The sequence below is a fragment of the Urechidicola vernalis genome (assembly GCF_031846385.1).
Taxonomy (GTDB): Bacteria; Bacteroidota; Bacteroidia; order Flavobacteriales; family Flavobacteriaceae; genus Urechidicola; species Urechidicola vernalis.
This window is the reverse complement of record NZ_JAVRHV010000003.1, coordinates 317,230-338,841: the sequence shown is the minus strand read 5'-3', so window position 1 is coordinate 338,841 and position 21,612 is coordinate 317,230. Positions and strand designations below refer to the sequence as shown.

Below are 21,612 nucleotides of genomic sequence, written 5' to 3'. Positions count from 1 at the left end.
GAAAATTAAAACTTTTTTTAATCTTTTTTCTTACCCCGAATAAAACCTCTATCTCAATGAACTTGCTCCTAAAACTTATGCCCCAAAAGCGGATGCAAATATACGACCCTTTTATAATTGAGCAAGGCTTTTTAAAGGTTTTTTTGAATAAAAATCAAAATAACTTATACTGCACTGATTCACTACTACTTATAATTGATGAATTCAAGAAAATAATATATATAAATTAACGATTTCAACTAAAAACTAAATAAAACATCTCTAAAGGCGTCATTCCACCAATTCCATCTACAAGATTTTAACCAATGGCAAACAACCAAAAACATCTAACAAGTTAATTCGTAACTCATTATGCTTTTACATCAAATCTTAAACAGAACTAACACTTTTAAATAGCAAGAAAAATGACATTAAACAGTTATGAAAATCTTTCTAAAACTCTATGTATTTCCTCTGATAAAAATTGAGGGTGCTCAGCAACAACATCTCCTATAACAATAACACCCGGAAACTCACAATCTAATTCTTTCTTCACCTTATTATAATTACCTATCTTATTAATGTAAAATCGTTCATTAAATAAGGAGCCATTTTGAATAATAGCAAAAGGCGTATTACTTGACCTATACAAAGAAACTAGATCCATAATCTCAGACAGTTTTCTTAATCCCATTAAAATCACTAACGTTGTATTCGACTTTGCACCATAAATTAAGTCATTCGAAATCTTACCAGATGAATTCACGCCTGTTACAACCATAAAACTCTCACTAATCTTACGCTTAGTTAATGGAATACCTTGCAATTCAGGAACGGCAATAGCACTTGTGATTCCAGGAATCACCTTTACCTCTAACCCTGACTCCTCGAGAAAAGTCATTTCCTCAGCACCACGACCAAAAACAAAAGAATCACCGCCTTTTAAACGAACTACTTTATTATAGTACAACGAACACTCCAATAATAAATCATTTATTTCAAATTGAGAGTATTTATGGTTTCCAAACTTCTTCCCAACATATATACACTTTACACCTTGTTTGGCATATTTCAACATTTCCTCATTAACCAATGCATCATATAATATAACATCTGCTTCCTTTATTGCATTCATCCCTTTTATCGTCAACAAATCTAAATCACCGGGACCTGCCCCTACCAAAGTTACCGTACTCATAATTGAAATTTTCCACAAATATATTAATTCCTAGTAATTTAGTAGGGTATTTATTTTATTTTTGTATACTTTTACATAAATCATAATATTTATGGATTTAAATTTTCAAAAAGCAATAGAGGAATTTGACAAACTAAACGCATTGGACCCCAATAAGATTAAATCCAAAGGTGAAATTTACCCAAAAGAACTTCTATATTCAAATAGAATGACAGATACCTTACTTAGTTATGATTCCAATCCCAGTGAAATCATGCAACTTACTGTGCGCTGTCAACACCTTTGCAGATGGGAAATTCCAAGAAGTACATACGAGCAGAATAGAACAGGTTATTTAAAATGGCGCAAGGATTTATCTAAATTTCATGTACAAAAAACAAGTATAATACTTAAAGACTTAGAATTCGAAGAGGATACTATCAATAAGGTAACTGATTTATTAAAAAAAAAGGGGCTAAAAACCAACCCCGAAGTTCAATTACTTGAAGATGTTGTTTGCTTAGTTTTTCTAGAATATTATTTTGAACAATTCTCTAATAAGTATAACGACGAAAAAATGATTGAAATACTTCGAAAAACTTGGGTTAAAATGTCTAATAAAGCCCAAGTTAGAGCGTTAAAACTCAAATTTTCAGCAAGAAGTGAAAATTTAATCAAACAAGCAATTTCTTCAAAAAAATAAAGGTAATTAAAGAATCTAAAATCTTATTGTGTACCTATAAGTTTTGCAATATCTTTGCATTCTTAATTTTACAAAAAAATGATAAAAATTACATTACCAGATGGTTCGGTAAAAGAATTTGAAAATGGCAGCACTCCTTTTGATGTTGCGATGAGTATAAGTAGCGGGTTAGCTCGAAATATAATTTCGGCGAAATTTAATGGAAACACCGTTGAAACCGTGACCCCTTTAACAACCGATGGCGATCTAGTTTTATTTACATTTGATAGTGACGAAGGTAAAAAGGCCTTTTGGCATTCATCTGCCCACGTTTTAGCACAAGCAATATTATTCTTTCATCCTAATGCTAAACTAACGATTGGACCTGCAATTGATAGCGGGTTCTATTACGATTTAGATTTAGGTGATGAAACTATTTCTGAAAAAGACTTCAAAAAAATTGAAGATAAATTTTTAGAATTTGCACGTGGTAAACACCAGTTTAAATTGCGTGAAGTTTCTAAAGCAGACGCTTTAGACTTTTACAAAAAAGAGAATAATGAATACAAAGTTGAGTTGATAGAAAACTTAACTGATGGAGATATTACATTTTGTGATCATGCAGATTTTACGGATTTATGCCGTGGAGGACATATACCAAATACTGGTATTATAAAAGCGGTAAAAGTTATGAGTGCAGCAGGCGCTTATTGGAGAGGTGACGAAAACAACACGCAGTTAACGCGTATTTATGGAATTTCTTTTCCAAAACAAAAATTACTTACTGAATATCTTGAATTATTAGAATTAGCTAAACAAAGAGATCATAGAAAACTTGGTAAGGAATTAGAGTTCTTTACTTTCTCTCAAAAAGTTGGACAAGGATTACCATTATGGTTGCCTAAAGGAACTGCTTTAAGAAACAGGTTAGAAGACTTTTTAAAAACAGCTCAAAAAAAGGCAGGGTATGAAATGGTTATTACACCACATATTGGTCAAAAAGAGTTGTACGTTACATCTGGGCATTACGAGAAATATGGAGAAGACAGTTTTCAGCCAATAAAAACTCCAAAAATGGATGAAGAGTTTCTTTTGAAACCGATGAACTGCCCACATCACTGTGAAATCTATAACCATCGTCCATATTCATACAAAGAATTACCTAAAAGATTTGCCGAATTTGGTACAGTTTATAGATACGAACAAAGCGGTGAATTACACGGAATGACAAGAGTTCGTTGTTTTACACAAGACGACGCTCACATTTTCTGTACTCCAGATCAATTAGATCAGGAATTTAAAGAAGTTATTGACTTAGTATTGTATGTTTTTGGCTCTTTAGGTTTTGAAGATTTTACAGCTCAAGTGTCTTTAAGAGACCCAGAGAAACCAGAAAAGTATATAGGTAGCACAGAAAATTGGGATAAAGCAGAAAAAGCCATTATAAATGCAGCCCAAGAAAAAGGTTTAAACTATGTGGTTGAAACTGGAGAGGCAGCATTTTACGGACCCAAACTAGATTTTATGGTAAAAGACGCTTTAGGTAGAAGCTGGCAACTTGGTACTATTCAAGTTGACTATAACTTACCAGAGCGATTTGAACTTACTTATAAAGGATCTGATAATGCAGAACACAGACCTGTAATGATTCACCGTGCTCCTTTTGGATCTATGGAACGATTTATTGCAGTTTTATTAGAACATACAGGAGGAAATTTCCCACTTTGGTTAACTCCAGATCAAGTTATTATCCTGCCAATCAGTGAGAAATATCAAAAATATGCCGAAAAAGTTTCAGATGTCTTAGAAAATTCCGAAATTCGCGCCCTCATTGACGACCGTAGTGAAAAAACGGGAAGAAAAATTAGAGATGCGGAAGTGAAAAAGATTCCTTACATGATTATTGTTGGTGAGAATGAAGAAGGTAATGGAACTGTGTCTGTAAGAAAACATGGCGAAGGAGACAAAGGAACATATACTATCGAAGATTTTATATCTTTGATGCAAGAAGAAATAAAGAGTACAATAAAACAATTTTAGTTTAATTTAAATTTTACAGCCATAGCAATACGTAGAAGAAGAGGACCTAGAAAGCCTTGGAGAGTCATCAAAGAAGATCAACACAGAATTAATGATAACATTAAGTTTGTTGATGAAGTCCGCCTAGTAGGGGACAATGTTGAAATAGGTGTTTACCCATTAGCAAAAGCGAAAGCTATTGCTAGAGAGCAAGAGTTGGATTTGGTAGAGATATCACCAAAAGCAGTTCCACCTGTATGTAAAGTTATTGACTATAAAAAGTTTTTATACGAACAAAAGAAAAGAGAGAAAGCTCAAAAAGCGAAAGCAACTAAAGTAGTTGTAAAAGAAATTCGTTTTGGACCTCAGACTGATGAACATGATTACGAGTTTAAAAAGAAACACGCAATTAAGTTTTTAGAAGACGGTGCTAAATTAAAAGCTTTCGTATTCTTTAAAGGTAGATCTATTATTTATAAAGATCAAGGACAAATTTTACTATTAAAACTAGCGCAAGAGTTAGAAGAATATGGTAAAGTTGAACAAATGCCAAAATTAGAAGGGAAGCGTATGATTATGTACATCGCTCCTAAGAAAAAATAAAAAAGGATGCTGAAAAACTTTCAGCATAAAGATATTAAGCAAGATAAAAACGAAGAGAAATGCCTAAAATGAAAACAAAATCTAGTGCCAAGAAACGTTTTAAGTTGACTGGTTCTGGAAAAATCAAAAGAAAGCATGCTTTTAAGAGTCATATTTTGACAAAAAAATCTAAAAAGCGTAAGCTAAGACTTACTCACGATGGTTTGGTACACAAATCTGACAAGAGTAACATCTTACAACAATTAACTTTGAAATAGAAGTTAGGAATTTTTAACCATGTAATGGTGCTCGTATAAGAGTCTAGAATATATTTAGGCCGCCCATTATAAAATAAAAACATTGAATTATGCCAAGATCAGTAAATTCAGTTGCTTCAAGAGCTAAGAGAAAAAAGATATTGAAGCAAGCAAAAGGTTACTTTGGACGTAGAAAAAACGTTTATACAGTAGCAAAAAATGCGGTTGAAAAAGGAATGCAGTATGCATACCGTGACCGTAAAAACAATAAAAGAAATTTCCGTGCATTATGGATCCAACGTATTAACGCTGGTGCTCGTTTACATGGAATGTCTTATTCTCAGTTTATGGGTAAAGTAAAAGCTAATAACATTGAATTGAATCGTAAGGTTCTTGCAGATTTAGCTATGAATCACCCAGATGCATTTAAGGCAGTTGTTGAGAAAGTAAAATAAATAGTTGAATAACTTGCTTATAACGAAAGCCCTGAACGAAAGTTCAGGGCTTTTTGTTTTATATTTGGATATTTAAATTTCTAATTATGAAAAATTACTTCTTATCATTACTTGCATTAACTTTTGTAACCACATCTTTAAGTGCCCAAGATAATATTCCTACATCCGAAGGAACTATTACCATTCATCCAATTACACATGGAACATTGGCTATTCAATTTAATAACAAAACAATGTATATCGATCCATACGGTGGTTCAGAAAAATTTAAAAACCTTCCGAATGCAGATATCATACTAATTACAGACATTCATGGAGATCATCTAAATCAGAAAACACTAGATGGCCTGGACACAAAAAAGACACAGTTCATTGTACCTCAAGCGGTCGCTGATAAATTGCCGGAAGCATATAAACCAAAACTTACTATCTTAAACAATGACCAAAGCGTTCACCGTCTTGATTTCTACATTACTGCAACCCCAATGTATAACCTACCAGAAACCGAAGACTCTAGACACCCAAAAGGACGAGGAAATGGATATATTATTAACGTGGCCGGCAAGAATATGTATATTTCTGGAGATACAGAAGACATTCCCGAAATGAGAAACCTAAGAGATATAGATATTGCATTTATTTGTATGAATCTACCGTATACAATGGATATCAACCAAGCTGCCGATGCGGTCCTTGAATTCCAACCAAAAATTGTGTATCCATTTCATTTCAGAGGTAAACCAGATTTTTCTGATGTAGAGAAATTTAAAGAAATCGTAAACTCTAAAAACAACCAAATAGAAGTTAGACTAAGAGATTGGTATCAGAAATAATTGATGGTAATTGAAGAAATTAAAAAACCCAAAACAATTGTTTTGGGTATTTTATTAATATTTCGAAAAGAGCATTAAAGCATTTCTCCTAATTCTTTCAACTTCTCTGTATTCTCAGCTAACTTCAATTCTTCAATAATCTTATGAATATCTCCATTTATTACATTTTGCAAATCATATAAGGTTAATCCGATTCTATGCTCCGTTACACGCCCTTGTGGATAGTTATAAGTTCTAATCTTTGCGGATCTATCTCCACTTGAAACCATACTTTTTCGCTTTGCAGAATCCGCTGCTAATTTCTTAGCCAATTCCATTTCGTATAAACGAGAGCGCAATACTTTAATCGCTTTTTCTAAGTTTTTATGAGATGACTTTTGATCTTGACAACTTACAATCATTCCAGTTGGCTCGTGATGTAATTTAATTGCAGAATACGTCGTATTCACCGATTGCCCTCCAGGTCCCGTTGAAGTAGTACGCTCAATTCGCACTTCTTTCATATCTAATTCAATATCGAATTCTTCTGCCTCAGGCAATACGATTACAGTTGCTGCACTCGTATGCACACGACCTTGAGTTTCTGTTTGTGGGACACGCTGTACACGATGGACTCCTGATTCAAATTTCATTTCTCCATAAACATCAGGACCGTTTACGCTGAAAATAATTTCTTTAAACCCTCCGGAAGTTCCTTCATTCATATTCTCTACCTCGGTAGACCATCCTTTATCAGAACAATACTTAGTATACATTCTGTATAAATCACCTGCAAAAATACTTGCCTCATCACCTCCAGTACCCGCTCTAATCTCTACAATTACGTTCTTAGCATCTTCCGGATCCTTAGGAATCAGCATAAACTTAATCTCCTCTTCTAATTTTGGAATTGATTCATTCGCTTCATCCATTTCCATCTTCGCCATTTCGGTCATTTCTGGATCAGAACCATCAGATATGATTTCTTTAGCCTCCGCAATGTTATCTAACAAAGATTCATATTCCTTAATTTTTTCAACCATACTGCTCAAATCCTTATACTCCTTATTGAGCTTCACATAGCGCTTTTGGTCCATGATAATATCTGGCTGAATAATAAGGTCTGAAACCTCATCAAATCGCTGTTTTACGAATTGTAATTTATCTAGCATCGTCTTCTTTTTTGTAGTGACAAATTTAAGAATTATAAATGAGTTAATCGAAATTCTTATGTCTTAAGAAACTAAGATAAGAATAATTCTACAGCCCTAGAAATCATAGACCACACCAACACCAAGCAACTGTTTCCATTGCACTTTTGCACCTGACACCTGAACTTCTTCATCATCAATCTTTTCGGTAATTTTAACGTCGTCATCATATTTTATATGTGATCCAAAAACAGCACGAATAAAATCGTTTACCTTAAAATCAAAGTTCAACTCCCAATCGATATCAACATTTCCAAAATTATTTATGTAATCAGTATAGAAACTCATAATATTTCGAAACATTACATTTCTAAAAACTTCTCTTTCGAATGTACTTGAAAGCAGAATACCAACCTCTTCTCTTGTTTTTTTTCCTTCTTTAATTAGATTACCATCTTCGTCATAAATAGCTGGATCTACTCCAAAAGAACCTAAATTGGCCAATTCTTGGTCAAGAACAAATGTGGATTTTAAGGTTAAAGGAGAGATATATGCAGTAAAACGATGCAAATCATGACTGTATATAGTTCCAACTCCAACAAATAGATATGCTGGCGCCATTATGTTTGATATCAATTTTCTTTCATCACCGTTATAAGAATATCCAGGAGCTAATTGCGTTTTAAAACTTAAGTTCGCAGAAGAATACCAATTTGAAATTGTATCTTTTCTATACCCAAAAGTAGAATAAAACTCGAACGAATCATCTGTTTTTCTTAGACCTCTATCCGCTTGATTGTTCAATCCTATCCTAGCCACTAAACGGTTATTCCAAACTGTGTAACTTTTTTTAAAATTTCTCTCAAACTCACCACTAAACAAACCTGATACGGAATTGGTACCTCCTGTATTCCAATTTACAAATGCAACCTCACTTATATCTAGACCCAATCTATTCTTCCGAAACCAAGTTGCAATGGACTCCTCAACAATATCTTCATCAAAACCTTTAACTAAGTCTTTTAGGGCAATCGTATAAATACTGTCGGTTTCAATATCTTTAACTTTAATGGAATCTTTTTGCGCATTGCCAACAATACACAATAAGAATAATGGAATTAAAAAAAGTTGTTTCATCGTAAGGTTTAGGATTCTCATTTACTCATAAAAAAACGTGCCAAACTCACTTTTTATTGTTAATTTTTTTGAATAAGATTTTTCAACCCTTCCAATTACTTTTGCATCTACATTGTATGACTTTGAAATTTCGATGATATCTTCTGCAATTGATGGATTTACATATAACTCCATTCTATGCCCACAATTAAACACTTGGTACATTTCTTTCCAATCTGTGCTTGACTGTTCTTGAATTAATTTAAATAGTGGAGGAACATCAAACATATTGTCTTTAACAATGTGAAGATTATTTACAAAATGCAATATTTTAGTCTGAGCACCTCCGCTACAGTGAACCATACCATGCAGATCATCAGAATTATATTTCTCTAGAATAGTTTTTATAATAGGTGCATAAGTTCTTGTTGGCGACAACACTAGCTTACCTGCATCTATTGGAGAATTTTCTACCCCATCGGTCAATTTCGTTTTACCTGAATACACTAAATCTTCAGGAACAGCAGCATCAAAACTTTCTGGATATTTTGCCGCTAAATATTTATCAAACACATCATGACGGGCAGAAGTTAATCCATTACTTCCCATTCCACCATTGTATTCTGTTTCATAACTTGCTTGCCCAAAAGATTCTAGGCCTACAATAATGTCACCCTCTTTTATGTTTGCATTATCAATTACTTCTGAACGTTTCATGCGAGCCGTAACCGTAGAATCAACAATTATAGTTCTGACTAAATCTCCAACATCTGCTGTTTCTCCTCCAGTTGAATGAATTTCAACTCCAAAAGATTTTAAATCAAAAATTAATTCTTCAGTTCCATTAATAATTGCTGAAATAACTTCTCCTGGAATTAGATTTTTATTTCTACCAATAGTTGAAGACAACATGATGTTATCTGTAGCACCTACACATAATAAATCATCAATATTCATGATTAGGGCATCTTGTGCAATCCCTTTCCAAACAGAAATGTCTCCTGTTTCTTTCCAATACATATAAGCCAAAGAAGATTTTGTACCTGCTCCATCAGCATGCATAATCAAACAATAATCACTATCGTTAGTAAGGTAATCTGGAACAATTTTACAGAAAGCCTGAGGAAATAATCCTTTATCTACATTTTTAATCGCATTGTGTACATCCTCTTTTGAAGCGGATACACCTCTTTGACTATACCTCTTACTAATTTCTGAACTCATATTTATTGTAACTTGTGTTGTGGTGCAAAAATAATCATCAATTCAGAAAAACAAACTATTTATTCGGCATTATTCAAATAATCTAAGGTTAACGACACAAAAGACCGAACACCTGTTTTCATACCTGCTTCATCAATATAAAAATCTGGTGTATGATGATCTGCAATCTTATCAATTTCAACATTTGGATTCCGACCACCAACAAAAAAATAAAACCCAGGAACTTCTTTCTGAAAATAAGAAAAATCTTCAGCTCCCGTAATGGCATCAATAATCATCACATTTTCATCGCCAATATTTTCATTTAATACCGGAACCGCATATGATGTTAATTCTAAATGATTATAAGTTAATGGCGCTGTAGTACTAAATTCTATTGTTGCATCTCCTCCAAAAGCTTGACTTATTGATTTGACCCGTTTTTCCATTAATGAATTAATTTTCAGTTTCATCTCTTCATCTAACGTCCTTATAGTACCTATCATTTTTACATTTTCTGGAATTATATTATATCTTAAACCACCTTGAATCATTCCAACAGTAATTACCGCCGCCTCTTTCGTTAATTCAGTATCCCTGCTAATGATGGTTTGAAGTCCGTTAATAATTTGAGCAGATATAACTATTGGATCTACTCCGGACCATGGGCTTGCTCCATGAGATTGCTTTCCTTGAACTTCAATTTCAAATCGTTGCGCTTCTGCCATTATTCCTCCAGGCTTATACCCTATTTTTCCTACTTCTATAAAAGCGTCAATATGGATTCCAAAAATTACATCTACATCTGGATTTTTCAACGCCCCTACTTCAACCATAAGTTTTGCTCCTCCTTCTTCACCTGGTGGCACTCCTTCTTCCGCAGGTTGAAATATGAATTTTACGGTTCCTTTTAAATCAGCCTTCATTTTTGAAAGAATTTCTGCCGCACCTAAAAGCATTGCCACATGGGTATCATGTCCACAGGCATGCATTACTCCAGATGAAACCCCATTGTACTCACTTATTTCTTTTGACGCAAATGGTAAGTCAACACGTTCCGTTACCGGCAAAGCATCCATATCTGCTCTCAATGCAACAACAGGTCCTTCTCCATCTCCTTCTAAAATCCCGATAACTCCGGTATGCGCTACATTTGTGATTACTTTAATTCCTAACCCTTCCAAATATGAAGCGATTTTCTGAGATGTTTTAAATTCTCTATTTGACAATTCAGGAAATTGATGAAAGTCTCGTCTTAACTCGATTACTTTTGGATCCACTTCATTAACTAATTGATCAAGTGATTTTTGCCCAAGGGCTACATTGAAAACTAATAGACAAATAATAAGTTTGATATGCTTCATTAATACATTTTTCTTAAAAATACGAAATCCTGTCGAATGACAGGATTTTTAAATTATCTAGTAAATAGTAACTCTCTATATTTAATTAAGGGCCAAACCTCATCATCTATCATTAGCTCTAACTTATCACAATGCATACGAATTGCTTCAAAATACGGTTTTACCTTTTTACTATATATGTCCGCTTTTTTCTCCGCATCATTGAGTTTATTCGCTTTTTTACGTTCTTCAATCATTAAATCAACTTGAGAATTAATTCCTTCAATATGCACAGAAATAGCCTCAATTAATTTCAATTGTTCCCTTGCATGATTTTTAAAATCTGCTCCGAAAATTTCCTTTAAACCAGTCACATTTTTTATCAATGTATTCTGATATTTAATTGCTGTCGGCACCACATGATTTCTAGCTACATCTCCTAAAACACGCCCCTCAATCTGAATTCTCTTTGTGTAATCTTCAATTTCTATATCATATCTGGCTTTTATTTCAACAGCGTTCATCACTTCTACTTCTTCAAAAATGCGGATATTCTTCTCCGTAATTTTTGCTTTTAAAGCTTCCGGAGTCGATTTATTATTACTCAGTCCTCTTTTCTTTGCTTCTTTTTCCCATTTTGCACCATAACCATTTCCTTCAAATAAAATATTTTTTGAAGCTTTGATATATTCTCTAATTACATTAAAAATAGCATCGTCTTTTTTCATGTCTTTTTTATCAATCAAGACATCTACTTCCTTTTTAAATTCTTTCAATTGTTTTGCAACGATGGTATTTAAAACCGTCATAGGATTTGCGCAATTGGCCATTGAACCAACACCTCTAAATTCAAATTTGTTCCCTGTAAATGCAAATGGTGATGTCCTATTTCTATCTGTATTATCTAATAAAATTTCTGGTATTTTACCTACTACATTTAATTTTAAATCTGTTTTCTCTTCAGGAGACAATTTTCCCTTAGTAACTTTTTCCAACTCTTTTAAAACTTGCGTTAGTTGCTCTCCAATAAATACGGAAATAATTGCTGGCGGGGCTTCATTTGCCCCTAATCTATGATCATTACCCGCACTTGCAATTGTTGCACGCATTAATTCTTCATTATCATATACCGCTTTAATTGTATTTATAAAGAAAGTTAAAAACTGTAAGTTACTCATTGGAGTTTTACCAGGACTTAGCAAATTAACGCCAGAATCTGTAGACAAAGACCAGTTGTTATGCTTACCAGAGCCATTTACATTTGCAAAAGGTTTTTCATGAAATAACACTTTAAAATTATGACGCTTGGCAATTTTAGGCATTATGTCCATCAATAGTGAATTATGATCTACCGCCAAGTTTGACTCCTCATAAATAGGTGCCAATTCAAACTGATTTGGAGCCACCTCATTATGACGTGTCTTTACAGGGATTCCTAATAAAATACATTCCTTTTCTAATTCGCGCATAAAGGCCATTGCCCTACTAGGTATTGTACCAAAATAATGATCGTCTAACTGTTGTCCTTTTGCAGAAGAATGCCCTAAAAGGGTTCTACCAGTTAACATAATATCTGGCCTAGCTACCGCTAAAGAACTGTCAATTAAAAAATACTCCTGTTCCCATCCTAAAGACGATTGTACCTTTTTTACATTTTTGTCAAAATACTTGCAAATTGCTGTTGCATTTTGATCCACTGCACTTAATGCTCTTAATAAAGGTGTTTTATAATCTAATGCTTCTCCAGTATAAGAAACAAAAACTGTTGGGATACATAAAGTCGTTCCATAAACGAAAGCTGGAGAAGTTGGATCCCATGCAGTGTATCCCCTTGCTTCAAAAGTATTCCTAATCCCACCATGAGGAAAACTTGAAGCATCCGGTTCTTGCTGCACCAATTCACTCCCTCCAAATCTTTCTATAGCGGTATTAGAATCTACAGTTTCAAAAAAAGCATCATGTTTTTCCGCTGTAGATCCTGTTAAAGGTTGAAACCAATGAGTATAATGAGTTGCTCCTTTAGACAAGGCCCATTCTTTCATTCCCGTTGCAACTGCTCCTGCTATTTTTCGATCAATTTTAGTTCCTTTATCAATAGCGTCCATTACACTAGAATATGCTTCTCTAGATAAATATTGTCGCATTTTTGGGTTGCTAAAAACATGGTCACCGAAAATTTCAGACCTTCTTTTAAGTTCCTCAACCTTAATCGGTTTTCTATTTAACCCCTCCTTTAATGCGTTAAATCTTAATGTAGCCATAGTTCAAAATATCTTTTTGCGAAGATAATGATTTAAACTTTATAAAATATTGTTTTAAAAATTTAACCCCCTAAAAAATGGGGTATTGATAAAAATAATATTACAGATGTTAAAATCACCCCTATTTTTTACGAGTATTTGTCAAATATTTTATATTTGCACTGAAATATTTTTCAATTGTCTATTTAAACAAAATATAATTATGGCTAAAATAAAATTAGAGTACATTTGGTTGGATGGTTATAAGCCAACTCAAAATCTTAGAAGTAAAACTAAAGTTGAAGAACACGAAAATTTTCAAGGAACAATTGAAGAATTAGGAGATTGGTCTTTTGACGGTTCATCTACACAGCAAGCAGAAGGTGGATCTTCTGATTGTTTATTAAAACCAGTTGCAATTTACCCTGATCCTGCTAGAATTAACGGATATTTGGTTATGACTGAGGTTTACAACGCTGACGGTACTCCACACGAATCAAACGGACGTGCTACTATTGATGATGATGATAACGATTTTTGGTTTGGATTTGAACAAGAATACTTTTTAATGGATTCTAGAACTCAATTGCCATTAGGGTTCCCAATTGGAGGGTATCCAGGACCACAAGGTATGTATTACTGCTCTGTTGGTGGTAAAAACACTTGGGGTAGAGATTTAGTTGAAGAACATGCTGATTTATGTATTGAAGCTGGATTGAACTTTGAAGGTATTAACCAAGAGGTTGCTGCTGGACAATGGGAATTTCAATTATTTGCAAAAGGTGCTAAGAAAGCAGGAGATGAAATTTGGATTGCAAGATACTTACTAGATCGTTTAACTGAAAAACATCACTATTACATAGAATATCATCCAAAACCAGTTAAAGGAGACTGGAATGGTTCAGGAATGCATGCTAACTTCTCTAACTCAATATTGAGAGAGTGTGGATCTGCTGAAAAATACGCTGAAATTTGTGAGGCATTTAGACCTGTAACAAAAGAGCATATTGCAGTTTATGGACAATATAATGATGAGCGATTGACAGGTTTACATGAAACCGCGTCAATCAATGATTTCTCTTGGGGCGTTTCTGATAGAGGTGCATCTATTCGTATTCCAATTATTGCTGTAGAAAAAGGATACAAAGGATGGCTAGAAGATAGAAGACCTGCTTCAAATGCTGATCCATATAAAATTGCTGCGAGAATTATTAAAACGGTTAAACCAATTAAATAATTTAACTATTTTGGTTAAATCTGTTTAACACAATGTTCATAATTTAAAAGAGCCTTCAATTGAAGGCTCTTTTTTTATGCATTAATTTATAGTTTGATAAATAAAGAAAATATATAGCCCTAGTAAAATGAAACCTTCCAATTTACCCAATTTCAATTTTGATGGAAAAAACACCAATGGAAAAACTAAAATCGCAAACCCTAGCATCCAATAAATATCGTTGGTTAACAGCGCTTGATCCCCTACTTTTATCGGAGTAATCATTGATGTAATTCCTAAAACCGCCAATATATTAAATACGTTTGAGCCTATTAAATTACCTAAGGAAATTGCTTTTTCCTTTTTTATGACAGCAATTACTGAGGCTGCTAACTCCGGAATACTAGTTCCTACAGAAACTATTGTAATTCCAATTATTCTTTCACCAACACCTAAATCAACAGCCATTAAAACAGCTCCTTCTATTAATAGTTCAGAACCACCCCAAAGCGCTAAAGCGCCTATTGCTAAAAAAAACACATTTTTATATAAGGGCAACTCAATATCATCATCTGGCATTTCATCTACAACTGCAGTTTTTTGAAATCGCAATAGATAAATCAAAAACACAATCAATAAAAGAAATAAGGTTAGCCCTTCAAATTTTTGAATTTCTCCGTCATAAATAATAAAGAAATACAAGAGCAGAGATGCAATCATCATAACAGGCCAATCTGTTTTATAAAAACTTTTTTGAACTGTAATAGTTGATATAATAACTGTTATTCCAAGTACCAAACCTAAGTTTGCAATATTTGAACCTATTACATTTCCCAAGGCTAAATCGGCATAACCATTTAAGGCCGACTTTAAACTTACTATGAGTTCTGGAGCGGATGTTGCAAATGAAACTACAGTCATTCCTATTACAATTTTTGGAATATTTAATCGTAAAGAAAATCCAACAGCAGATTTTAGCAACCAGTTCCCTCCTACTATTAATAAGGCCAAGCCAAGTACTATAAACAATAGATTCATTAAAATAAGTTTTGCACAAATATAGTTGAATTTGAAAGTGTTTCTTAAGAGAATTTCAAAAACAAATTCACTTAATTTTATGTTAAAACGATTTTATTAGTTGTATAACTATAAAAATAGTTATACGTTTGTTTCAGTCAATATTAAATGTGTAAATGGAAAAACTAACCAACAAGGAAGAAGAGATAATGCAAGCCCTTTGGCATTTAGAGAGAGCATTTGTAAAAGAAATTGTAGAAGAACTTCAAAGTTCTCCTCATTACAATACTGTTTCAACAACTATTAGAAAAATGGAAGAGAAAGGTTTTGTTAAGCATGTTGCTTACGGCAAAACTCATCAATACTATCCTGCAATTCCGAAGGAAGAATATCGTAAAGGCTTTATGAATAAGACCATCAATAATTATTTTGAAAACTCTTATAAAAATGTAGTGTCATTTTTTGCCAAAGAAGAAAAGATCAGTATAGAAGAATTAAAGGAAATTATTAAACTAATAGAAAGCAATAAATAAAAGGATGGACTATTTTATAAAAGCATCGGCTATACTCGCTATATTCTATATTGTATACAAACTATTACTAGAGCGAGAAACTTTTTTTCAATCGAATCGAATTTTTCTAATTGTTGGTATCATCTCTTCTATTTGTATTCCGTTAATTGTTGTTCCGATTTATACCGAACAACAAATAACGACCTTACCCTTTATATTAGACAATGTCACCTCAACAGCACCAACTGCCGTAAAAGAATCATTTGATTGGCTACAGTTATTTCAATTTATTTATTTAACTGGTGTACTGCTAATTTCAATTAAATTACTCATTTCCTTGAGTTCTCTTTTAAGATTTATTGTCGTAGGAAACTCCAAAAATATTGAAGGTTTTAAAATCATTGAGACGGATGCAGCGATTTCTCCATTTTCATTTTTTCAATATATCGTTTACAACCCAACTCTTTTTAAACAAGAGGAGTTAACACAAATATTAACCCATGAAAAGGTACATGCTTATCAGTGGCATTCTTTCGATGTGCTTTTATCACAAGTCATGACGATCACGTTTTGGTTCAATCCGTTTTCCTGGTTTTACAAAAAAGATTTACAACAAAATTTAGAGTTTATAGCAGATTCTGTATCGCAAGAACAATTAACCTGCAAAAGATCATATCAAAAACTATTACTTAAATCAAGTACAAATACCAATCAACTGGTATTAGCTAATAACTTTTATAATTCATTAATCAAAAAAAGAATAATTATGTTACACAAAAACAAATCTCAAAATAAAAACCAATGGAAGTTTGCTTTAATATTACCACTATTAACAGCATTCGTATTTACGTTCCAAACAAAAGTTGTAGCTCAAAAACCAACGGTAAAAGAAATAAAAGGAAAGGAAGTTCATGAAAATATTGAAGCGTATTTGATTACGAAAGAAACTAAGGATTTTGATAAATTGACAACTCTATTTTCTGAAAAAGGAATAACTGCAAAATTTAAAAGTATTAAGAGAAATAGTGATGGTGAAATAACTGGAATTAAAATTGATTTAAGTTCTAATCATTCGAGTGCTAATTTTTCTACAAGTTCTGATGAACCGATAAACACTATTAAAATAAGTTTTGAAAAAGGAGGGAAAAACCTTTCTATAGGGAACACTAAAGAACATCGTCATTTACATGAAAAAGGAGAAAATGTAATTGTTATTAAAACCAATGATGGTGAACACGAAGAACATATTATTAAAGAAATAAAAACAAATGGAGAAACGCCACAAGTTATAGAGATAAAGAAAGGTAAAAATGTTTGGGTTACGAAAGAAGGCGAGAAAACTGTTGAGATTATCACTGATGACGGTGAGCACAAAGTCATTGAAATTAAGAGCGATAATAACGTTTGGGTTACGAAAGAAGGAGATAAAGAAAAACACGAAGTAATTGAAATAAAAACGGAAGGTGAATCTGGAGGAGCAATATTCATAAGAGAAGACACCGATGGTAAAAGTGACGTACAAATTAAATTAACCGATAGTGATGAGAAACCTTTAATAATTGTAGACGGAAAAGAAATGCCTTATAAATCTATGGAAGATTTAGATCCAAATAACATTGAAAGCATGAATGTATTAAAAGGAGAATCTGCTGAGAAAAAATATGGAGATAAGGCTAAAAATGGCGTGATTGAAATTACGACTAAGAAGAAATAGATATATTTAAAGAAAAATTCTTTGAAGAAATCAATTTTATTATTTCTGTTCTTTTGCCAGACGATAGGTGCGCAAAATATATCTGGACATATATTAGATATAAAAACAAAAGAACCTTTAGTAGGTGCCACTATTTATTTAGATGGCACCTCTATTGGAACTACTTCAGATTTCGAAGGCTATTTTCAACTGAATATAGAGTTAAATAACATTTACAACGCAAATGTTATAATTAGTTTTATTGGTTTTGAAACTAGAGTCTTAAAACCAGTAGAACTCGAGGATAAAATGTCCATTTCTCTTACTCCTTCAACCAATTCATTAAAAGAGATTGAACTCCAATTTGATTTGTGGAGTAGATCAAAAAAGATGCATATTTTCAAACGTGAATTTTTAGGAAATGATTATGCCGCTTCGCGTTGTAAAATAGAAAATGAAAAAGACATCGTATTAATTCACAATTCTTCAGAGAATACTTTAACTGCCCACTCTAATAAACCGATTAAAATAATTAACAAGTATTTAGGCTATGAAATTTATTATAGTTTAATGGATTTTGAAATAGAGTTTTCGGATCATATTTTCGGTTCTGTAATACCGCAAAGCGTCTATTATATTGGAACCAGTTTTTATAATGAATTGAATGAGAAAACAAAAAAATCAGTTTTAAAAAATAGAAATCAAACTTATTCTGGTTCTTTACTACATTTTATGAGAGCATTAGTAAATCGAAGTTTAACCGAAAATGACTATATTTTCTATCGTAATCACGCCCAAGTAGATCCCTATAAATATTTCGAAATTTCTGAACAAGAGAATTTGTTCGTGAAAGTTTCTTTTAATACACAAAATATAGGTGTAACATATAAAGAAAAAGAATTCTCAAACATAAAGGTTTTTAGAGAGGATCAAAATACATTTTATATTGACCAAACAGGAAATCATTCTCCAGCAAACGCATTAATTTTTAGTGGTGTCTTCGGACAAAAAAGAATGTCTACTAAATTACCTCTAAATTTTAATTTAAATTAACTTCTAATACTTCTTAAAGATAATGTCTAAAATATTATATCTATTCTTAGCACTTTCAATTACATTTTCAATTTCTGCACAAACCAAGGTTTCAAAAAGACCCGACTATGTAATTATTATCAACGATGAAATCGTTTCGAAAGAACAGGTTTCAACATACTCTAAAAATGGTGACATTAAATCGATGAACAAAGGAGTTAGTCAAAAGAAAAGAGACGAACTATATAATTTACATGGTGATAAAATTGGTGACAAACAATTTATAGTAACCGTGATATTACTCACAGAATTCGAAAAAGCAGAACGGAAAAGAACAAAGAAAAAAATAGTTCACCCTAAAAGGGTAGCTGTGCAAGAGTTTCTATTAAACATAAATGACGTTGCTAAGAATTTTAACGTGCAAATGATTGACGAAACGACTATTGAACTAAATGAACTTAAAGGGAAAGTTGTACTACTTAATTTTTGGGCTACTTGGTGTGCACCTTGCATTATGGAGTTTTATGACATGCCAGATAAAATTTTGAATCCATTTAAAGAATCTGAATTTGTGTTTATTCCAATATCTATTGGAGAAAGCAAGGAAAAGGTTGTAAAAAAAATGAAGAAATTGGCTAAAGATGGTATCAACTTCAGTGTTGGGTATGATTCTAATAAAGCAATTTGGGATTTATATGCTTCTGGCTCCATACCTAAAAACTTTTTAATAGACCAAAACGGAGTTATCCAATATGTCTCTACAGGATATTCTGAAGCTGGAGTGGATAAATTAGCCATTGAAATTCAAAAACTTTTAGATAAACAATAGTAATTTCCCTTTTTGTATTTTTACCAAATGCAAAAACAACTTTTCAGAACACTAGCTAAAATTAATAAAATTTTACTTCCTTCTTTTACAAAAAAAGGATTAGATCCTAGCTATGCAAAAAAGTGGCAGTTAGCTATTATTGGATGGAGATATTTTGTCACAAAAAATAGTTTGTAAATATATAATAAAGTGTATCTTTGCAAACTCAAAATCGGCCTCGTGGCGCAACTGAATAGCGCATCTGATTACGGCTCAGAAGGTTATAGGTTTGAATCCTATCGAGGTCACAAATAATAAAAAGAGACTGCAAAAGCAGTCTCTTTTCTTTTAGTAAATAAGTATAATATGGAGTTTTACTAAAAACTATCGGAAACAATTAAATTTTCAGTAAAGTCTTCAATCCTACAACAAATACAGCAGCCAAAACCGTTGAAATTGTTGCTATTGTTAACCAAACAAAAACAAACATACTTCTATCAACTAATCTATTTATAGTCTTCATCATCTCTAGGGCATTAAAGGGTTAATAAAATGTAATTTCAATTCACATATTTTATTCGTCTTGGTTATTATTGAAAACGCAAACACCGTTCCGAAATTGTTTAGCAAGGTGCGTTTAATACTATTTTAACATTTGAATGCTATATAATTATTGGTCTATTAAAAAAGAGTAAACTAACAGAACTCGAGTAAATTTCAATAAAAAAATCCTATTCAACTAAGAATAGGATTTTAAAAATATTTTCAAATAGGAATTATTTACTTGACGCTTCGTCAGCTTTAGGCCCTTTGTCTACAATTAAACGACCATCTCTATTTGCTATTTCCCATGCTGTGTGAAATGCCAATTTTGCTCTCTTTGCCATTAATTCAAACTCAATTTTTTCAACTGTATCAGTATGCTTGTGATAATCGTCGTGTACACCATTAAAATAAAATACAATTGGAATATTGTGCTTTGCAAAGTTATAGTGATCAGATCTATAATAAAATCTATTCTTATCGTTTGGATCATTATACGTATAATCTAAATCCATTTTTACATAGGTAGAATTTGCTTTTTCATTAACCTCGTGTAATTCTGAACTTAATCTGTCTGCTCCAATAACATAAATATAGTTATCGTCGTCTAGGTGCTCGTACCCTCTTCTACCAATCATATCAATATTTATATTGGCCACTGTATTTTCTAAAGCAAAAATTGGATTTTCTGAGTAGTATTTAGACCCTAACAATCCCTTTTCTTCAGCCGTTACAGTCATAAACAAGATACTTCTTCTTGGACCATTACCCGCTTCTTTTGCCAATGCAAATGCCTCAGCAATATCTAATACAGCAGTAGTACCTGAACCATCATCATCAGCTCCATTGTAGATTTTTCCATCTTTAACACCTTCGTGATCGTAGTGTGCAGTAATTACCAACACCTCATCTTTTAAATCAGATCCTTCTAAAAATCCTAAAACATTTTCTGAATCTACTTTTTTAGATTTAAAATCCAACTTATATGTTAACTCTCCAGATTTAATTTTTGAAATTGATTTAGCCTTTTGTAATTTTTCAAAAGATTTTCCAAAAGTTGCAGCAGCTACGTTAGGGCTTACATAAAAAGTTCCTGCACTTTTAGCAGCATCTCCTGTATCCAAACCGATTCTTCCTCTGTTCAAAAATCTTGCATACCTTGCAATTCCTTCTTCAAATTTTTCTTGACTTTCAGCATTTACTGCAAAAAGCATTGTTCCTCCATTATCTTGAACATAAGTTTGTGCCGCTCTAGTTTCTCTTCTGTCAGAATTTAAAATTAAAACTGATTTACCTTTAACATCAATAGATGCTAAGGCTTCCTTTGACCCATTTCCTCCAAAAACAACCTCAGTTTTTGTTTCATCAGAATTATAAGAAGATCCAGAATAATAAATATCCATTCCATTCTGTAATTTATTACCATCGGAAATTAAATAAATATTTCCTGCTGTTGATGTTTTTAAAGGTACCTCTTGATAATGACTCATACCACCTGCTGTTTTAACTGGTGCTTGTAAACCAATCTCTTGGAAATGTGCTCTAATATAAGCGGCAGCCATTTTCTGACCTCTTTCTCCTGTTTCTCTACCTTCTAAGGCATCAGATGCCAAAATTGTTAAATGTCCTTTTAAATCATCTACTGTAATTGTTTCAGCATATTTTACTTGAACTGGATCTTGTTCTTGAGCTTGAACAAAACCTAAACCAGCTAGTAAGAATGCCGATAATGCAATACTTTTCTTCATGGTGTGTTATTTATTATTTGTTATTAA

General features: G+C 32.6%; 20 protein-coding genes and 1 tRNA gene. 13 read left to right on the top strand and 8 right to left on the bottom strand.

Features of this window, described 5'->3' with window-relative positions; genetic code table 11:
* Positions 1-418: 418 nt before the first annotated feature.
* Positions 419-1,177, bottom strand: a complete 759-nt coding sequence (cobA, locus tag RM519_RS08655) for a uroporphyrinogen-III C-methyltransferase (protein ID WP_311593305.1) — start codon at positions 1,175-1,177, stop codon at positions 419-421.
* 91 nt (positions 1,178-1,268) lie between these two features.
* Between cobA and RM519_RS08650 the strand changes: the two genes are divergently transcribed.
* The 6 genes from RM519_RS08650 to RM519_RS08625 all read left to right on the top strand — a co-directional run bounded on the left by RM519_RS08650 (position 1,269) and on the right by RM519_RS08625 (position 5,984).
* Positions 1,269-1,859: a DUF4202 domain-containing protein gene (locus RM519_RS08650; protein ID WP_311593304.1), complete on the top strand. Its 591-nt coding sequence runs from the start codon at positions 1,269-1,271 to the stop codon at positions 1,857-1,859.
* A gap of 78 nt (positions 1,860-1,937) precedes the next feature.
* Positions 1,938-3,878, top strand: coding sequence for a threonine--tRNA ligase (gene thrS / locus RM519_RS08645; protein ID WP_311593303.1), 1,941 nt, complete (start codon positions 1,938-1,940; stop codon positions 3,876-3,878).
* 66 nt (positions 3,879-3,944) lie between these two features.
* Positions 3,945-4,460, top strand: coding sequence for a translation initiation factor IF-3 (infC, locus tag RM519_RS08640; RefSeq protein ID WP_311593310.1), 516 nt, complete (start codon positions 3,945-3,947; stop codon positions 4,458-4,460).
* Positions 4,461-4,519: 59 nt separating this feature from the next.
* Positions 4,520-4,717 (top strand): 50S ribosomal protein L35, encoded by a 198-nt coding sequence (gene rpmI, locus RM519_RS08635; protein ID WP_311593302.1) that lies wholly within the window; start codon positions 4,520-4,522, stop codon positions 4,715-4,717.
* 89 nt (positions 4,718-4,806) lie between these two features.
* Positions 4,807-5,151 carry a 50S ribosomal protein L20 gene (rplT, locus tag RM519_RS08630; RefSeq protein WP_311593301.1) on the top strand — a complete coding sequence of 115 codons (345 nt, stop codon included), beginning with the start codon at positions 4,807-4,809 and terminating at the stop codon, positions 5,149-5,151.
* Positions 5,152-5,237: 86 nt separating this feature from the next.
* Positions 5,238-5,984 (top strand): MBL fold metallo-hydrolase, encoded by a 747-nt coding sequence (locus RM519_RS08625; protein WP_311593300.1) that lies wholly within the window; start codon positions 5,238-5,240, stop codon positions 5,982-5,984.
* Positions 5,985-6,058: 74 nt separating this feature from the next.
* Here RM519_RS08625 and prfA read toward each other — a convergent pair whose 3' ends face one another.
* The 5 genes from prfA to RM519_RS08600 form a co-directional block, all read right to left on the bottom strand.
* Positions 6,059-7,135, bottom strand: coding sequence for a peptide chain release factor 1 (gene prfA / locus RM519_RS08620; protein ID WP_311593299.1), 1,077 nt, complete (start codon positions 7,133-7,135; stop codon positions 6,059-6,061).
* A 96-nt stretch (positions 7,136-7,231) separates the two neighbouring features.
* Positions 7,232-8,251, bottom strand: a complete 1,020-nt coding sequence (locus tag RM519_RS08615; protein WP_311593298.1) for a DUF3078 domain-containing protein — start codon at positions 8,249-8,251, stop codon at positions 7,232-7,234.
* Positions 8,252-8,272: 21 nt separating this feature from the next.
* Positions 8,273-9,454 (bottom strand): AIR synthase related protein, encoded by a 1,182-nt coding sequence (locus tag RM519_RS08610; protein ID WP_311593297.1) that lies wholly within the window; start codon positions 9,452-9,454, stop codon positions 8,273-8,275.
* Between the two features lie 59 nt (positions 9,455-9,513).
* Positions 9,514-10,797, bottom strand: a complete 1,284-nt coding sequence (locus RM519_RS08605; protein WP_311593296.1) for an amidohydrolase — start codon at positions 10,795-10,797, stop codon at positions 9,514-9,516.
* Positions 10,798-10,850: 53 nt separating this feature from the next.
* Positions 10,851-13,037, bottom strand: a complete 2,187-nt coding sequence (locus tag RM519_RS08600) for a glutamine synthetase III family protein (RefSeq protein ID WP_311593295.1) — start codon at positions 13,035-13,037, stop codon at positions 10,851-10,853.
* Positions 13,038-13,239: 202 nt separating this feature from the next.
* Between RM519_RS08600 and RM519_RS08595 the strand changes: the two genes are divergently transcribed.
* Positions 13,240-14,253, top strand: coding sequence for a glutamine synthetase beta-grasp domain-containing protein (locus RM519_RS08595; RefSeq protein ID WP_311593293.1), 1,014 nt, complete (start codon positions 13,240-13,242; stop codon positions 14,251-14,253).
* Positions 14,254-14,334: 81 nt separating this feature from the next.
* On the opposite strand, the gene RM519_RS08590 is transcribed toward RM519_RS08595, so the two are convergent.
* Entirely contained in the window at positions 14,335-15,270 is a 936-nt protein-coding gene (locus RM519_RS08590; RefSeq protein ID WP_311593292.1) for a calcium/sodium antiporter, read from the bottom strand.
* A 155-nt stretch (positions 15,271-15,425) separates the two neighbouring features.
* Here RM519_RS08590 and RM519_RS08585 point away from each other — a divergent pair, with 155 nt between their 5' ends.
* From RM519_RS08585 to RM519_RS08560, 6 genes are all read left to right on the top strand, one after another.
* Complete coding sequence (locus tag RM519_RS08585) at positions 15,426-15,782, top strand: BlaI/MecI/CopY family transcriptional regulator (RefSeq protein WP_311593291.1); 357 nt, start codon at positions 15,426-15,428, stop codon at positions 15,780-15,782.
* A gap of 4 nt (positions 15,783-15,786) precedes the next feature.
* The gene (locus RM519_RS08580; RefSeq protein WP_311593290.1) at positions 15,787-17,475 is read left to right on the top strand and encodes a M56 family metallopeptidase; all 1,689 of its coding nucleotides are present in this window, start codon (positions 15,787-15,789) and stop codon (positions 17,473-17,475) included.
* A gap of 21 nt (positions 17,476-17,496) precedes the next feature.
* The gene (locus tag RM519_RS08575) at positions 17,497-18,507 is read left to right on the top strand and encodes a carboxypeptidase-like regulatory domain-containing protein (RefSeq protein WP_311593289.1); all 1,011 of its coding nucleotides are present in this window, start codon (positions 17,497-17,499) and stop codon (positions 18,505-18,507) included.
* Positions 18,508-18,529: 22 nt separating this feature from the next.
* The gene (locus tag RM519_RS08570; protein WP_311593288.1) at positions 18,530-19,315 is read left to right on the top strand and encodes a TlpA family protein disulfide reductase; all 786 of its coding nucleotides are present in this window, start codon (positions 18,530-18,532) and stop codon (positions 19,313-19,315) included.
* A gap of 27 nt (positions 19,316-19,342) precedes the next feature.
* On the top strand, positions 19,343-19,492 hold the full coding sequence (locus tag RM519_RS08565; protein ID WP_311593287.1) for an SsrA-binding protein: 150 nt from the start codon (positions 19,343-19,345) through the stop codon (positions 19,490-19,492).
* Positions 19,493-19,528: 36 nt separating this feature from the next.
* Positions 19,529-19,602 (top strand) — tRNA-Arg (locus RM519_RS08560).
* Between the two features lie 468 nt (positions 19,603-20,070).
* Here RM519_RS08560 and RM519_RS08555 read toward each other — a convergent pair.
* The gene (locus RM519_RS08555; RefSeq protein WP_311593286.1) at positions 20,071-21,585 is read right to left on the bottom strand and encodes a M28 family peptidase; all 1,515 of its coding nucleotides are present in this window, start codon (positions 21,583-21,585) and stop codon (positions 20,071-20,073) included.
* Positions 21,586-21,612 lie beyond the last annotated feature (27 nt).